Here is a 15,843-nt window from a genome sequence, read left to right as displayed (position 1 = left end):
GGCCGAGAGCGGCGCTGCCGCGGTCCTCGACACCCGCACCGGCGAGGTGCTCGCGCTGGCCGACGTGCCCACCTTCGACGCCAACAAGCCCGGCGAGGCCGACGAGGACGACCTCGGCTCGCGGGCGATGAACGACACCTACGAGCCCGGCTCGGTCGAGAAGGTGCTCACCGTCGCCTCGCTGATCGACGCCGGCAAGGCGTTCCCCCGCCAGAAGTTCAAGGTGCCGGGGAGCCTGCCGCGCCAGGACCGCGTCATCGGCGACTGGTTCGACCACGGCATGATCCGCCTCACGCTGGCCGGGATCATCGCCAAGTCCTCCAACATCGGCACGGTGCTGGCCGCCGACGCGTTCTCGCCGGCCCAGCTCGTCTCCTACCTGCAGGAGTTCGGCCTCGGCCAGAAGACCGACGTCGGCGTGCGCGGCGAGACGCCCGGCATCCTGACCCCCGGCGACGTGATGACCTCGCAGACCAAGGACCGCGTGGCCTTCGGCCAGTCGCTGTCGGTCAACGTGCTGCAGATGGCGGCCGCCGTCAACACGGTCGCCAACGGCGGCGTGCGGGTCTCGCCGAGCCTGATCAGCGGCTCCGCGGTCACCGACGACGGCGTCACCGTCGGCACCGACGTGGCCACCCGCACCCGCGTGGTCAGCCAGAAGGCCGCCCACGACACCGCGAGGATGATGGAGAAGGTCGTCGACCCGGAGGACGGCGTCGCGCCGGGCGCCCAGGTGCCCGGCTACCTCGTGGCCGGCAAGACCGGCACCGCCCAGCGCGTGAACCCCGAGACCGGCACCTACGACGGGTCCACCACGGTGTCGTTCGGCGGCTTCGCCCCGGCCGACGACGCGCGGTTCACCGTCTACGTCGTGATCCACGCCCCGAAGGTCGAGGGCGGTGGCGGCTCGATCACCGGTCCCGTCTTCTCCCGCATCATGGGCTACGTCCTGGGCCGCTACGGCGTCGAGCCGAGCGGCGGCAGGCCGTCGCGTCTCCCGGTCGAGTGGTGAGTCGATACCCTCGGTCGGTGGATCAGCAGGTGGACGTCCCCGCCACGCGGGGGAGCGCGACCCGGCCCGAGCAGCGGCCCGCGGCGCAGGCGTCCCGGCTGGCCGACCGGCTCGAGCAGAGCGGGGTCGCGGTGGAGCGTCGCGGCGACCTCGGGGTCACCGTCTCCGGCTTCACCCTGAGCACCGCCCGCGTCGAGCCAGGTGACCTCTACGCCGCCCTGCCCGGCACCCGGGCCCACGGCGCGGACTTCGCCGACCAGGCCCTGGCCGCGGGCGCGGTCGCGGTGCTCACCGACGCCGCCGGCGCCTCGCGGCTCCCGGCCGGCACCCCGGCGATCGTCGTCCCCGACGTCCGCGCGGTGCTCGGGCTGCTCGCCGCGCACCTCTACGGCGAGCCCGCCAAGGCCCTGCGCACCATCGGGGTCACCGGCACCCAGGGCAAGACGACCACGACCCGCCTGCTCGAGCAGGGGCTCGAGGCGGCCGGCGTGAGCGCCGCCGTCATCGGCACCGTCGGCACCCGGATCGCCGGCGAGGCCGTCAAGACCTCGCTCACCACCCCCGAGGCCCCCGACCTGCACGGCCTGTTCGCGGTCATGCGCGAGCGCGGCGTCGACACGTGCGCGATGGAGGTCTCCAGCCACGCGCTGGTGCTCGGTCGCGTCGACGGCGTCGTGTTCGACGTCGCCACGTTCCTCAACCTGGGGCGCGACCACCTCGACTTCCACCCCAGCGTGGAGGACTACTTCGCTGCCAAGGCCAGCCTGTTCACCCCCGCGCGCGCGGCCCTGGGTCTCACCAACGTCGACGACGAGCACGGTCGCCGGCTGCTCGACGTCGCGACGGTGCCCATGTCGACGTACTCCACGCGCGGCGCGGACGCCGACTGGCGGGCCACCGACGTGGTGCTCGGGCCCGACGGCGCCACCTTCACCGTCGAGGGCCCGGACGCCCGGTTCCCGGCCGCGGTCCGGGTGCCGGGGGAGTTCAACGTCTCCAACGCGCTGGCCGCGATCGCCTCCGCCGCGCTCGCCGGCCTCGACCCCGCCCTCGTCGCCGACGGCATCGCGCAGGTCGGCGGCGTGCCCGGGCGGCTGGAGAAGGTGGAGGTGGGCCAGGACTTCACCGTGGTCGTCGACTACGCCCACAAGCCCGACGCGCTGGAGGCGGTGCTCGCCACCCTGCGGCCGCTGACGACCGGCCGGCTGCTCGTCGTCGTGGGCGCCGGCGGCGACCGCGACGCCTCCAAGCGACCGGTGATGGGCGAGATCGCGGCGCGGCTCGCCGACGTCGTCGTCGTGACCGACGACAACCCCCGCACCGAGGACCCGGCGGCCATCCGCGCCGCCCTGCTCGCCGGCACGACCGACGGCACCGCCGAGGTGCTGGAGCAGGGCGACCGCCGCCTGGCGATCCGCGAGGCCGTGCGGCGGGCCCGCACCGGCGACGTCGTGCTGGTCGCCGGCAAGGGGCACGAGACGGGCCAGGAGGTCCACGGCGAGGTGAGCCCGTTCGACGACCGCGTGGTCGCGGCCGAGGAGGTCGGGGCGCTGGACGGCACCGTCGGGGGCCCCGCCCGATGATCGCGATGACGACCGCCGAGATCGCCGAGGCCGTCGGGGGAGTGGCCCACGGCCACGCCGATGTCTCCGGGGGCGCCTTCCTCGACACCCGTACGCCGGAGGCGGGCGGGCTGTTCGTCGCGATCGCGGGCGAGCGGGTCGACGGCCACGACTTCGCCGCCGCCGCCGGTGCCGCGGGCGCCGTCGCCGTGCTCGGCAGCCGGCCGACCGAGCTGCCGACCGTCGTCGTCGACGACGTCACCGCCGCGCTCGGGCGGCTGGCCCGCCACCTGCTCGACCGGCTCCCCGACGTCCTCGTGCTGGCCATGACCGGCTCGCAGGGCAAGACCGGCACCAAGGACTACCTCGCGCACGTGCTCGGCGAGGCCGGGCCGACCGTCGCGACCCGCGGCAACTTCAACAACGAGCTCGGCGTCCCCCTCACCGTGCTGCGCGCGACCCCCGAGACCCGCTACCTCGTCGTCGAGATGGGCGCGCGCGGCGTCGGGCACATCGCCCTGCTCTGCTCGATCGCGCCGCCCCGCGTGGCCGCGGTGCTCAACGTCGGCTCCGCCCACATCGGCGAGTTCGGCAGCCGGGAGGCCATCGCGCAGGCCAAGGGCGAGATCGTCGAGGCGCTCGGTCCCGACGGCACCGCCGTGCTCAACGCCGACGACGAGCTCGTGGCGGCGATGGCGGTCCGCACCCGGGCCACCGTCACCACGTTCGGCGCCGGGCCCGTCGACGGGCCGGTCGACGTGTCGGTCGACGAGCTGACCAGCGACGAGCTCGGCCGGCTCTCCTTCGAGCTGCACCACCGGGGCTCCGGCGCGACCGTGCACCTGACGCAGGTCGGCGACCACCAGTGGCGCAACGCCGCGGCCGCGGCCGCGATGGCGCTCGCCGCCGGCCTCGACCTCGACACCGTCGCCGAGTCGCTCACCGACGCCGGCCCGGCCAGCCGGTGGCGCATGGAGCTCTCCGAGCGCGCCGACGGCCTGGTGGTCCTCAACGACGCCTACAACGCCAACCCCGAGTCGGTCCGCGCCGCCCTCGACACGCTCGCGGGCATCGGCGCGCGCAGCGGTCGTCGTACGGTCGCGGTCCTCGGGGAGATGCGCGAGCTCGGCGACGGCTCCGCCGCCGCCCACGAGGCCGTCGGCGCCCACGCCGGCACGCTCGGGGTGGACGTGGTCGTGTCCGTGGGACCGGTGGCCGACGGCATCTCGTCCGGCTACGCCGCGGCCCGGCCCGACGGCGTGGCCGTCCCCACGGAGGGGCGTGACGCCGCGGCCGACTGGCTGCGGCACAATGTCTCGGCTGCTGATGTCGTCCTGGTGAAGGCATCACGGGGGGCGGCGCTCGAAGTCATCGCCGACGTACTCCTGCAGGAAGGGAACCGCACCGCATGAGAGCCATCCTGTTCGGAGGAGGACTCTCCCTGCTCATCTCCCTCCTCGGCACGCGCTACGCGATCCGCTTCTTCACCAAGCAGGGATTCGGCCAGCCGATCCGCGACGACGGCCCCACCACCCACCACACCAAGCGCGGCACGCCCACCATGGGCGGTGCGGTGATCGTGCTGGCCGCGGTCGTGGGCTACCTCGCCGCCAAGCTGATCACCGGCCAGGCGCCCTCGGCGTCCGCGTGGCTGCTGATCCTCCTGCTGGTGGGCCTCGGCGGCGTCGGGTTCCTCGACGACTTCCTCAAGGTCAGCCGCCAGCACAACCTCGGCCTGCGCAGCCGCGCCAAGATGATCGGCCAGACGCTGGTCGCGGTCGTCTTCGGCTTCCTCGCCCTGTCGCCGGTGCTCCAGGACGACCGGGGATGGCGTCCGGCCTCGGACCACATCTCGTTCATCCGCGACTACGACCGCTTCGCGCTGCCCACGATCCTGGCGATCGTGCTGATCTGGCTCATCGTCACCGGCACCAGCAACGCGGTGAACCTCGCCGACGGCCTCGACGGCCTCGCGGCCGGGTCCTCGATCCTGGTCTTCGCCGCCTACACGCTGGTCAACATCTGGCAGAACAGCCAGTCGTGCGCCCTCGAGGCCGGCCCCAAGTGCTACGAGGTGCGCGACCCGCTCGACCTCGCGGTCGTCGCCGCCTCGATCACCGGCGCCTGCTTCGGCTTCCTGTGGTGGAACGCCTCGCCCGCGCAGATCATCATGGGCGACACCGGCTCGCTGGCCCTCGGTGGCGCCATGGCCGGCTTCGCGATCATGACCCGCACCGAGCTGCTGCTGCTGATCATCGGCGGCCTCTTCGTGAGCATCACGCTCTCGGTGATGATCCAGGTGTCGGTCTTCAAGCTGAGCCGCGCCAGCGGGCTGGTCCGCTCGGTCTTCAAGATCCAGGCCGGCCACCGCGTATTCCGGATGACGCCGCTGCACCACCACTTCGAGATGCTGGGCTGGGAGCAGGTCACCATCGTGATCCGCTTCTGGATCATCACCGGCCTCGCCGTGGCCACCGGCCTCGGCATCTTCTACGCCGAGTGGGTCGCCGGCATTGGGTGACAACGCGCGCGTCGAGTCCCTCGGCCGCACCAGCGACTGGTCCGGCGTCCGCGTCGTCGTCGCCGGCTTCGGGGTCTCCGGGTTCGCGGCGGCCGACAACCTGCTCTTCCTCGGCGCCGACGTGACCGCCCTCGACGAGGCCACCAGCCCGGAGAAGGCCGAGAAGGCCGAGCTCCTCGAGACGCTCGGTGCCACCGTCCGCCTCGAGCCCGGCGCCACCGACGTGCTGCCCGACGACGTCGACCTCGTCGTCACCTCGCCCGGCTGGAAGCCCTCGGCGCCGCTGCTCGCCCAGGCCGCCGAGCGGGGCGTCCCCGTGTGGGGCGAGGTCGAGCTCGCGTGGCGGCTGCGCGACCCCGAGACCGCAGCGCCCTGGCTGGCGGTCACCGGCACCAACGGCAAGACCACGACGGTCCAGATGCTCCAGTCGATCCTCGCGGCCGCCGGGCTGCGCTCGGTCGCGGTCGGCAACGTCGGCCTGCCCATCGTCGAGGCCGTGATGGACCCCGAGCCGTGGGACGTCCTGGCCGTCGAGCTCTCGAGCTTCCAGCTGCACTACACCCACTCCATGTCGGCGGAGTCGGCCGTCGTGCTCAACCTCGCCGAGGACCACCTCGACTGGTACGACGACGACCCCGACGGCCTCACCGGCATGGAGCAGTACGCCGCCGACAAGGCGCGCATCTACGACCAGGTGCAGCGCGCGTGCGTCTACAACCTCGCCGAGCCCGCCACCGAGGACATGGTCCGCGAGGCCGACGTCGTCGAGGGCGCGCGCGCCGTCGGGTTCACCCTCGGCATGCCGTCGGCCGGCAACCTCGGGGTGGTCGAGGACCTCCTGGTCGACCGCGCCTTCATCGAGGAGCGCGCGACGAGCGCCGCCGAGCTGTGCACGCTCGACGACCTCGCCTCGCAGGCGCCGCACTTCGTCGCCAACGCGCTGGCCGCCGCCGCGCTCGCCCGCGCCCACGGCGTGAGCCAGCAGGCCGTGCGCGACGGGCTGCGCGCCTTCCGCCCCGACGGCCACCGCATCGCCCTCGTCGCCGAGGCCGGCGGAGTGACCTGGGTCGACGACTCCAAGGCCACCAACCCGCACGCGGCCCGCTCCTCGCTGGCGGCCTACGAGTCGGTCGTGTGGGTCGCGGGCGGGCTCGCCAAGGGCGCCCGCTTCGACGACCTCGTCCTCGCCGTGCGCGACCGGCTGCGCGGCGTCGTGCTGCTCGGCCGCGACCGCCAGGTCATCGCCGACGCTCTTTCGCGACACGCGCCCGATGTGCCGGTCATCGATGTGGGGGCCGACGAGACTGGTGACCCGATGGAGCGCGTCGTCGACGCTGCCGCCGGGCTCGCCAGGTCCGGGGACACCGTTCTGCTGGCGCCGGGGTGCGCCTCCATGGACATGTTCGCCAACTACGGCGCCCGCGGCGATGCGTTCGCCGCGGCCGTGCACGCACGGATCGCCGGCACCGACTGACCACCCGCCCGACCAGCAGCCCGATCCGAGGGGAGCGCGAGAGCCGATGACCACCGCGAACCCCGAGGACGCCGAGCCGGCCCGCATCAGGCCGCCGCTGGGATCGGGCGTGGCCGGGGCCTGGCGCTGGCTGTGGTCGGCGTTGCGGTCGTTGCTCGCCGCCATCGCATCCATGTGGGGCTCGCTGCGCGAGTCCATCAACAGGCCGCTCGCGTCCTACTACCTGCTGCTCGGCGCATCGGGGCTGCTGCTCACCATCGGCCTGATCATGGTGCTGAGCGCCTCGAGCGTGCGCTCCTACCTGGTCTACGACGACTCCTACGCCGTGGTGAAGCGCCAGCTGATGTGGGTGGCGATCGGCCTGCCCTGTGCCTGGGTCGCCTCCCGGCTGCCGATCCGCCAGATCCGCAGGCTGGCCTATCCCGGCTTCCTGTTCGCCCTCGTGCTCCTCGCGCTGGTCGCCCGCTTCGGCGTCTACGTCAACGGCAACAAGAACTGGCTGGCGGTCGGTCCGTTCACCATGCAGCCGGCCGAGGTGGCCAAGCTCGCGGTGGTGCTCTGGGCGGCCAACATCTACGCGCACAAGGAGCGCCGCCTGCGCGAGCTGCACCACCTGCTCGTGCCGGTCGTGCCCGGCCTCTTCGCCGTCATCGCGCTGGTCCTGGTCGGTCGCGACCTCGGGACCGCGATGGTGCTGGCCGCGATCCTGCTCGGCATGCTCTGGGTGGTCGGGGCGCCGATGCGCCTGTTCGGCCTCAGCCTCTCGGTGCTCGCCGTGGCCGCCGTCGGCCTCGCGGCCACCGATCCCGAGCGGCTCCAGCGCATCACGCACTTCACCGACCCGTTCAAGGACTACACCGACACCGGGTGGCAGCCCGCCCACGGCCTGTACGCCCTCTCCAGCGGTGGCTGGTTCGGCCAGGGCATCGGTGCCTCGACCCAGAAGTGGGGCGACCTGCCCGAGGCGCACACCGACTACATCTTCGCCGTCCTCGGCGAAGAGCTCGGGCTCGTCGGCACCCTCCTGGTGGTCGGGCTCTTCCTCACCATCGCCTACGCCGCGGTGCGGGTCGCGCTGAGCACCGAGGACCCGTTCGTGCGCTACGCCACCTTCGGCATCGTGGTCTGGCTGCTCGGGCAGATGATCATCAACGTCGGCATGGTGCTCGCGGTCCTGCCGGTCATCGGCATCCCGCTGCCCATCGTGTCCTACGGCGGGTCCGCGCTCCTGCCGTCGCTGGTGGCCCTCGGGCTGGTCATCGGCTTCGCGCGCCGCGAGCCGGGCGCAGCTGCGGCGCTGGCCGCGCGCAGGCGCACCCGGTCCGCCGGGCTCTCCGCGCCGGCCTCCGCGCCCGCCGCCCCGCCGGCTGCGACCCCCGCCGCCGCGTCCACCTCACCGGCTTCCCCCACGCACACCCCCTCTCGATAGATTCCTTGCCGATGCGCGTCCTCCTCGCCGGCGGCGGTACTGCCGGCCACACCTCGCCCCTGCTCGCCACCGCCGACGCCCTGCGCCGGCTCGACCCGGCGACCGAGATCACCTGCCTCGGGACCCGCGAGGGCCTCGAGGCCCGGCTGGTCCCCGAGGCCGGGCTGCCGCTCGAGGTCGTGCCTCGGGTGCCGCTGCCGCGTCGGCCGGGCGCCGACCTGCTTCGCCTGCCCGGTCGCCTGCACGCGGCCCGCGCGGCCGCGCTCGAGGTCGTCGACCGGGTGCGTCCCGACGTGGTGGTCGGGTTCGGGGGCTACGTCTCCGTCCCGGCCTACCTCGCGGCCCGTCGGCGCGGGGTGCCGATCGTCGTCCACGAGGGCAACACCCTCGCCGGGGTGGCCAACAAGCTGGGTGCGCGGATGACGCGCCACGTCGCGACGAGCTTCCCCGGCACCGAGCTCCCGCACGCCGTCTTCACCGGCCTGCCGGTGCGCCGGATGGTCTCCACGCTCGATCGTGCCGCCCTCCGCGAGGAGGCGCTGGCCGCGTTCGGGCTCCGCCCCGACCTGCCCGTGCTGCTGGTCACCGGGGGCTCCCAGGGCGCGGCCCGCATCAACGGCGCCGTCTCGGGCGCCGCCTCCGCGCTCGCCGGTGCCGGGGTGCAGGTGCTCCACGTCGTCGGCCCGAAGCACGAGCTGGAGGTGCCCTCCGGCGACGTGCCCTACGTCGTGGTCGGCTACGTCGACCGGATGGACCTGGCCTACGCCGCCGCGGACGCGGTCCTGTGCCGGGCCGGCAGCAACACCGTCACCGAGGTCTCGGGCGTCGGCCTGCCCGCGATCTACGTCCCGCTGCCGATCGGCAACGGCGAGCAGGCGCTCAACGCGCGCCCCGTCGTCGACGCCGGTGGCGGCCTGCTGGTCGCCGACGGCGCGCTCACGTCGGAGTGGGTCGCCGCCACCGTGCCCGGCCTGCTGCGCGACCCCGACCGGCTCGCCGCGATGGGTGCCGCTGCACGCGGCGTGATCCCGCTCGACGCCGACGACAAGCTCGCCCGCATGGTGCGCGACGCCGCCGGCGAGGGGGCCGCCCGATGAGGATCCCGGTCCCCGAGGAGGTGCTGCCCGCCTCCGAGCTCGGTCGCGTGCACTGCGTCGGCATCGGCGGCGCCGGCATCTCGGCGATCGCCCGCATCATGGCGCGCCGTGGCGTGCCCGTGTCGGGCAGCGACGACCACGACACCCCGTTCCTGCCCGCGCTGCGCGAGCTCGGCGTGGCCTGCCACCTCGGCTACGCCGCCGAGCACGTCGCCGACGCCGACACGCTCGTGGTCACCACCGCGGCGCGCGAGGACAACCCCGAGGTGCTCGAGGCCCGCCGCCGCGGCCTGCGGGTGCTGCCACGCTCGGCCGGTCTGGCCGCGGTCATGGCCGGCTCGCGGGTCCTGGCCGTCGCCGGCACCCACGGCAAGACCACCACCACCGGCCTGCTCACCTCCGCGCTGCTCGCCGCCGGCCTCGACCCGTCCTACGCCGTCGGCGGCGTGCTCACCGCGACCGGGCGCAACGCCGACGCCGGTGCCGACGACCTCTTCGTCGCCGAGGCCGACGAGAGCGACGGCGCGTTCCTCGTCTACCGCCCGCACGCCGCCATCGTCACCAACGTCGAGGCCGACCACCTCGACAACTGGGGCACCGAGGAGGCCTACCACCAGGCCTTCTCCGACTTCGCCGCGACGATCGACCGCGACGGCTTCCTGGTGTGCGTGGTCGACGACCCCGGTGCCGCCGACCTCGCCCGCCAGGCCCGCGAGCAGGGCCTGGAGGTGGTCACGGTCGGAGAGTCGACCGAGGCCGACCTGCGCGTGCACGACCTGGTCCTCGACGGATCGACCTCCCGCTGCCGCGTCTCGCGCGACGGCACCGACCTCGGCGATCTCACCCTCAGGATCCCGGGGCGCCACTACGTCCTCGACGCCGTCGCCGCGCTCGCGATGGGGCTGCGCCTGGGCTGCGCCTTCGACGCCCTCGTCGCCGGTCTGTCCGGGTTCACCGGCACGGGCCGCCGGATGGAGCTCAAGGGCGAGGCCGGGGGCGTGCGGGTCTACGACTCCTACGCCCACCACCCCGTCGAGATCCGCGGCGACCTGGAGGCAGCACGCGCCCTGGCAGGGGAGGGGCGCGTCGTCGCGGCCTTCCAGCCCCACCTGGTCTCGCGCACCCGCATCTTCGGCACCGCCATGGGCGAGGAGCTCGGCGCGGCCGACGAGGTCGTGGTGCTCGACGTCTACGTCGCCCGCGAGGAGCCCGACCCGAGCGTCACCGGCCGCCTCGTCGCCGACGCCGTCCCCCTGCCCGCCGGCCGCGTCGCCTACGTCGACGACCTCGGCGCCGCGACGCGCGAGCTCGCCGGCCGGGCCCGCCCCGGCGACCTCGTCATCACCCTCGGTGCCGGCGACGTCACCACGGTCGGCCCCGAGGTGCTGGCCCTGCTCGCCGCCGCCGGGGGTGCGTAAGTGGAGCAGGAGGAGCGCGCCGCCCAGCGCACCCGCCGCCGGTTCGCCCGTCGCCAGTGGTCGCGCCGCTGGCTGTCGCTGCGCTACGTCCTGGTCGGCGTCGCGCTGGTGGCCCTGCTGTCGACCGCGGTGTGGCTCGTGTTCTTCTCCGCCACGCTGCAGGTCAAGCACGTCGTGGTGGTGGGCAACGACCTGCTGAGCGACGCGCGCGTGCGCGAGGTCGCCGACGTCCCGGTCGGTGAGCAGCTCGCGCTCGTCGACCTCGGCCGGGTCGACTCGCGCGTCGGTGCGCTGGCGGAGGTGCGCTCGGTCGACGTGACCCGGGCGTGGCCCGACACCGTCCGCATCGAGGTCGAGGAGCGCACGGCCGTCGCCGTCGTCGAGCTCGCGGGCCGGCTCCGCGGACTCGACCCCGACGGCATCGTCTTCCGCGACTACCGCACGGCGCCGCCCGGGCTGCCGCGGATCCGACCGGGCGCCCAGGCCGGCACCGACGCGCTGCGGGAGGCCGCGACCGTCGTGTCGTCGTTGCCCGAGGACCTCGCCACGCGCGTGGACCACGTCGAGGTCGCGACCGTCGACCAGGTCACCCTGGTGCTGCGCGACGGACGCCAGGTGCTGTGGGGGAGCGCGGAGCAGTCCGACCTCAAGTCCGAGGTCATCGACAAGCTGCTGCTCGCGGCGCCCAGGGCCGGCACTTACGACGTCAGCGTGCCCGGCAACCCGACCGTGCGCTGAGACTCGCAGGAATTTCCTGCGAGGTGCGTGTCGTGGGCGTGTCCGCCGCCGGATCGGGGTGCGGGCTGCCTACTGTCTTCCGCATGACGAGGTTGACATAACTATAACCCTCAGGCTCACGGTTAGGGTTCCGTGACACGCCGGAGGGTCGACCTCGCCCACGCACTCGTACACCAGCACCCCTCAAGGAAGGCCCCACAGCCGTGGCAGCAGCGCAGAACTACCTGGCGATCATCAAGGTCGTGGGCATCGGCGGTGGCGGCGTCAACGCCGTCAACCGGATGATCGAGGTCGGCCTCAAGGGCGTCGAGTTCATCGCCATCAACACCGACGCCCAGGCGCTCCTGATGAGCGACGCCGACGTCAAGCTCGACATCGGACGCGAGCTCACCCGCGGCCTCGGTGCCGGCGCCAACCCCGAGGTCGGCGCCAAGGCGGCCGAGGACCACGCCGACGAGATCGAGGAGGTCCTCAAGGGGGCCGACATGGTCTTCGTCACCGCCGGCGAGGGCGGCGGCACCGGCACCGGCGGTGCGCCGGTCGTGGCGCGCATCGCGCGCTCCCTGGGGGCGCTGACCATCGGCGTCGTCACCCGGCCGTTCGCCTTCGAGGGTCGTCGTCGGGCCAACTCCGCGGAGGAGGGCATCAGCCAGCTCCGCGAGGAGGTCGACACCCTCATCGTGATCCCCAACGACCGGCTGCTCTCGATCACCGACCGCAGCGTGTCGATCCTCGACGCCTTCAAGCAGGCCGACCAGGTCCTCCTGCAGGGTGTCTCGGGCATCACCGACCTGATCACCACCCCGGGCCTGATCAACCTCGACTTCGCCGACGTCAAGTCCGTCATGGCCAACGCCGGCTCCGCCCTGATGGGCATCGGCTCGGCCCGCGGCGAGGACCGCGCCGTGGCCGCCGCCGAGATGGCCGTCTCCAGCCCGCTGCTCGAGGCGAGCATCGAGGGTGCGCACGGCGTGCTGCTCTCGATCGCCGGTGGCTCCGACCTGGGCCTGTTCGAGATCAACGAGGCCGCCGCGCTGGTGTCCCAGGCCGCGCACGCCGAGGCCAACATCATCTTCGGCGCCACGATCGACGACGCGCTCGGCGACGAGGTCCGCGTGACCGTCATCGCCGCCGGCTTCGACGGCGGCATGCCCAAGCGGCGCCAGGACGGCAACGTGCTCCGTCAGAACGTCCCGGCCCAGACGCAGGAGGAGACGCGCGCCGCCGCCCAGCAGGCCGCGACCCGTGCCCCCGCGCCCCGCACCGAGTCCGCGGAGCGTCCGGCGCCGACGTTCGCCCCGTCGTCCGCGACGCCCGCGGAGTCGCGTCCTGCCGCCCCGGCCCGCACGCCCGAGCAGCCGGCCCAGCAGTCCGCGCCGTCGCGCCCGGCCCGCCAGGTCCAGTTCGACGACGACGACCTCGACGTGCCCGACTTCCTCAAGTGAGCTGACCCACCCGTGCCCCTGCTCCACCACCGCGACCGGATCGAAGGCGGCCTCGTGATCGAGGTCGCCTTCACCGACGTCTCCCTCAGCCTCGGTGACGCGGCCGAGGCGGAGGTGCGGGCCGAGGCGCTGGGCCGGGTGGGCGGGCTGACGGGGGCGACCCCGGTGCTGATGCACCAGGTGCACGGGGCCGACGTCGTGCGGGTCGACGACCCGGCCGAGGCCACCGCCCCGACCTGCGACGCGCTCTACACCTCCCGGCCGGAGGTCGTCCTGCTCGCGCGCGCGGCCGACTGCGTCCCCGTCCTGCTGGCCGACCCCGCCGGCGGCTGGGTCGCGGCCGTGCACAGCGGCCGCCCCGGGCTGGCCGACGGCGTCGTGCCCGCCACGGTCGAGGCGCTGCGGCGCGAGGGGGCCGAGCCGAGCGTGGCCTGGATCGGTCCGCACGTGTGCGGTCGGTGCTACGAGGTGCCGGCCGACCTGCAGGAGGAGGTCGCGGCGAAGGTGCCGGAGGCCCGGTCGACCACGTCGTGGGGCACCCCCGCCCTCGACCTCGGTGCGGGCGTGCGCGCCCAGCTCGCCGCGGCCGGGGTCGACGACGTGCGCGTGGTCGGCGTGTGCACCCGCGAGGACGACGCGTGGCCGTCGTACCGCCGCGACGGCACCGCCGCCACCCGCTTCGCCGGAGCGATCTGGAGCCACGCGTGACCCAGGACAGCACCCGGCGCCGCGACGAGCTCGCCGCCCACCTCGCCACCGTGCGCGAGCGCATCGCCAGCTCCTGCCGCGACGTCGGCCGCGACGCCGGCGAGGTGACGCTGGTGGTGGTCACCAAGTTCTTCCCCGCCTCCGACGTGCGGCTGCTCGCCGGGCTCGGGGTCACCGACGTGGGGGAGAACCGCCACCCGGAGGCGGAGGCCAAGGCCGCCGAGTGCGCCGACCTCGGCCTGCGGTGGCACTTCATCGGCGGCCTGCAGTCCAACAAGGCCGCGGCCGTCGCGTCCTACGCCGACGTCGTCGAGTCCCTCGACCGGCCCAAGCTGGTCGGCCCGCTCTCGCGCGGCGCGCAGGCGCGGGGGCAGGAGGTCGACGTGCTGCTCCAGGTGAGCCTCGACCCGCCGGGGGCCGACCACCGCTCCGGTGCCGCCCCCGACGACCTCGCGGCCCTGGCCGACCGGGTGCAGGAGGCCGACCTGCTCCGGCTCCGCGGCCTGATGGCCGTCGCGCCGCTCGGGGAGGACCCGGCTGAGGCGTTCGCCCGGCTCGCGTCGATCCGGGACCGGCTCCTGCGCGACCACCCGGACGCGAGCATGCTCTCGGCCGGGATGAGCGGCGACCTCGAGGCCGCCGTCGCCCAGGGTGCGACACACGTGCGTGTCGGCTCCGCGGTCCTCGGTCCGAGGCCCGCAGTCCAGTAATGTCCAGAAATGTCAACAGGTGCCCGGGACCGGGTGCCAGATCTAGCGGGAGAACAGTCTCATGAGCGGCGCGATGCGCAGGATCGGCGAGTACCTCGGCCTGCTCGAGGACACCGGCCACTACGACCAGTACGACGGTGACACCGAGACCACGACCCACGACGCCGTCGACGAGCGTCCGGTCGTGCGAGAGCGGCGTCCTGCCCCCGTGTCCGACCTCGCCGAGCGCCGTCGTCCGGTGCCGGTCCAGACAGGAGTCGTGGCCGAGTTGAGCCGCATCACCACCCTGCACCCCCGCAACTACAACGAGGCCCGTCTCGTGGGTGAGAACTACCGCGACGGCACGCCCGTGATCATGAACCTCAGCGAGATGGACGACAACGACGCGAAGCGTCTCGTCGACTTCGCCGCCGGCCTCATCTTCGCCACCCGCGGGACGCTCGAGCGCGTGACCAACAAGGTCTTCCTGCTCTCGCCGCCCAACGTCGCGGTCTCGGCCGAGGACAAGGAGCGGATCGCCTCCGACGGGTTCTTCAACCAGAGCTGAGGCAGTCTTACCCCGTGCAGATCATCGGAGAGGTCCTCGCGACCGTCCTGCTCGTCTTCATCGGACTGCTCTGGGTGCGGTTCGTCGTCGACTGGGTGCAGGTCTTCGCGCGCCGGTGGGAGCCGCGCGGCCCGCTGCTGGTCGCGCTCGAGGGCGTCTACTCCGCGACCGACCCGCCGATCGTGGCGCTGAGGCGGGTCATCCCGCCGCTGCGGATCGGCCAGGTCGCGCTCGACCTCAGCTTCCTGCTCGTGATGGTGGCAGCATGGCTGCTGCTCAACGTGGTCCGCACCGTCTTCGGTGTGTGACCCCCACCGTCCCTGAACCACCAGCCACACGGGTCACTGTGCCCCGTGCATCCCCGGGCGCTATTGTCTCCTGACAGCAGAGCCACCGCGTACATCGATTCGTGAAAGTTTGGGTGAGGTCATGCCGCTGACGCCTGAGGACGTGAGCAACAAGCGCTTTACGCCTGTCCGTCTCCGTGAAGGCTACGACATGGGCGAGGTGGACCAGTTCCTCGACGAGGTGGAGGCCGAGCTCGCGCGGCTGACCAAGGAGAACGACGACCTGCGGTCCAAGCTGTCGGCCGCCCAGTCGGGCGCGTCCGCCCCGGCGCCCGCCACGACGTCCTTCGCCCCCGTCACCCCCGAGCCGGAGCCGGAGCCCGAGCCCGAGCCGGTCGCTGCGGCGCCCGCCCCGGTCGCGGCCCCCGTGCAGACGGTGCGGGTCGAGACCGTCGCCGACGCCTCCAACGCCGCCGCCCGCCTGCTCGAGATCGCCACGCGCAACGCCGACGAGCTCGTCGAGGACGCCAAGAACGAGGCCGACCGCATCGTCGGTGCCGCCCGCACCAAGGCCGAGCGCCTCGAGTCGGAGTCGAAGACCAAGGCCGACCGCATGGAGGCCGACGCCCGGCAGCGCTCGCAGATGCTCGACTCCGAGACCGCCGAGCGCCGCCAGCAGATGTTCGGCGACCTGGAGAAGGAGCGCGACAAGCTCAACAGCGACGTCGAGACGCTCCGCGCCTTCGAGCGCGAGTACCGCTCGCGCCTCAAGACGTACTTCACGCAGCAGCTCGAGGCGCTGTCCGCCGGTTCCGAGAGCCAGGCGCCCGCCGACACGGGCACCGCGCCCAAGCGGCTGCGCTCGGTCCTGGGCGACGACGAGGGCTGACCCCGC

15 protein-coding genes are annotated in these 15,843 nt (G+C 73.6%); all 15 read left to right on the top strand.

Features of this window, described 5'->3' with window-relative positions; translation table 11 throughout:
• Nucleotides 1-1,012, top strand: a 1,012-nt coding sequence (locus tag ACFFJG_RS02195) for a peptidoglycan D,D-transpeptidase FtsI family protein (protein ID WP_378516974.1), incomplete at its 5' end; no start/stop codon positions are given.
• 17 nt (nucleotides 1,013-1,029) lie between these two features.
• Entirely contained in the window at nucleotides 1,030-2,595 is a 1,566-nt protein-coding gene (locus tag ACFFJG_RS02190; protein WP_446686212.1) for a UDP-N-acetylmuramoyl-L-alanyl-D-glutamate--2,6-diaminopimelate ligase, read from the top strand.
• 5 nt (nucleotides 2,596-2,600) lie between these two features.
• A complete protein-coding gene (locus ACFFJG_RS02185; RefSeq protein ID WP_378516973.1) occupies nucleotides 2,601-3,986 on the top strand; it encodes a UDP-N-acetylmuramoyl-tripeptide--D-alanyl-D-alanine ligase in 1,386 nt (461 codons plus the stop codon).
• Entirely contained in the window at nucleotides 3,983-5,095 is a 1,113-nt protein-coding gene (gene mraY, locus ACFFJG_RS02180) for a phospho-N-acetylmuramoyl-pentapeptide-transferase (protein ID WP_378516972.1), read from the top strand. The genes ACFFJG_RS02185 and mraY overlap by 4 nt, the downstream gene beginning before the upstream one ends.
• Complete coding sequence (gene murD, locus ACFFJG_RS02175) at nucleotides 5,088-6,569, top strand: UDP-N-acetylmuramoyl-L-alanine--D-glutamate ligase (RefSeq protein ID WP_378516971.1); 1,482 nt, start codon at nucleotides 5,088-5,090, stop codon at nucleotides 6,567-6,569. Before mraY ends, murD begins: the two co-directional genes overlap by 8 nt.
• Nucleotides 6,570-6,615: 46 nt before the next feature.
• Nucleotides 6,616-7,998: a putative lipid II flippase FtsW gene (gene ftsW / locus ACFFJG_RS02170; protein WP_378516970.1), complete on the top strand. Its 1,383-nt coding sequence runs from the start codon at nucleotides 6,616-6,618 to the stop codon at nucleotides 7,996-7,998.
• Between the two features lie 11 nt (nucleotides 7,999-8,009).
• Complete coding sequence (murG, locus tag ACFFJG_RS02165; RefSeq protein ID WP_378516969.1) at nucleotides 8,010-9,095, top strand: undecaprenyldiphospho-muramoylpentapeptide beta-N-acetylglucosaminyltransferase; 1,086 nt, start codon at nucleotides 8,010-8,012, stop codon at nucleotides 9,093-9,095.
• A complete protein-coding gene (gene murC, locus ACFFJG_RS02160; protein WP_378516968.1) occupies nucleotides 9,092-10,513 on the top strand; it encodes a UDP-N-acetylmuramate--L-alanine ligase in 1,422 nt (473 codons plus the stop codon). Before murG ends, murC begins: the two co-directional genes overlap by 4 nt.
• On the top strand, nucleotides 10,514-11,251 hold the full coding sequence (locus ACFFJG_RS02155) for a cell division protein FtsQ/DivIB (RefSeq protein ID WP_378516967.1): 738 nt from the start codon (nucleotides 10,514-10,516) through the stop codon (nucleotides 11,249-11,251). It begins immediately after the preceding gene.
• Between the two features lie 203 nt (nucleotides 11,252-11,454).
• On the top strand, nucleotides 11,455-12,696 hold the full coding sequence (ftsZ, locus tag ACFFJG_RS02150) for a cell division protein FtsZ (protein WP_378516966.1): 1,242 nt from the start codon (nucleotides 11,455-11,457) through the stop codon (nucleotides 12,694-12,696).
• A 12-nt stretch (nucleotides 12,697-12,708) separates the two neighbouring features.
• A complete protein-coding gene (pgeF, locus tag ACFFJG_RS02145) occupies nucleotides 12,709-13,404 on the top strand; it encodes a peptidoglycan editing factor PgeF (protein ID WP_378516965.1) in 696 nt (231 codons plus the stop codon).
• The gene (locus ACFFJG_RS02140; RefSeq protein WP_378516964.1) at nucleotides 13,401-14,114 is read left to right on the top strand and encodes a YggS family pyridoxal phosphate-dependent enzyme; all 714 of its coding nucleotides are present in this window, start codon (nucleotides 13,401-13,403) and stop codon (nucleotides 14,112-14,114) included. The genes pgeF and ACFFJG_RS02140 overlap by 4 nt, the downstream gene beginning before the upstream one ends.
• A gap of 61 nt (nucleotides 14,115-14,175) precedes the next feature.
• Nucleotides 14,176-14,661: a cell division protein SepF gene (locus tag ACFFJG_RS02135; protein ID WP_378516963.1), complete on the top strand. Its 486-nt coding sequence runs from the start codon at nucleotides 14,176-14,178 to the stop codon at nucleotides 14,659-14,661.
• 14 nt (nucleotides 14,662-14,675) lie between these two features.
• Nucleotides 14,676-14,969: a YggT family protein gene (locus ACFFJG_RS02130; RefSeq protein ID WP_378516962.1), complete on the top strand. Its 294-nt coding sequence runs from the start codon at nucleotides 14,676-14,678 to the stop codon at nucleotides 14,967-14,969.
• Between the two features lie 121 nt (nucleotides 14,970-15,090).
• Nucleotides 15,091-15,837: a DivIVA domain-containing protein gene (locus ACFFJG_RS02125; protein WP_378516961.1), complete on the top strand. Its 747-nt coding sequence runs from the start codon at nucleotides 15,091-15,093 to the stop codon at nucleotides 15,835-15,837.
• Nucleotides 15,838-15,843 lie beyond the last annotated feature (6 nt).

Source organism: Nocardioides zeicaulis, assembly GCF_042432345.1.
GTDB classification, from domain to species: Bacteria; Actinomycetota; Actinomycetes; order Propionibacteriales; family Nocardioidaceae; genus Nocardioides; species Nocardioides zeicaulis.
This window is presented reverse-complemented; position numbering and strand designations above follow the sequence as displayed.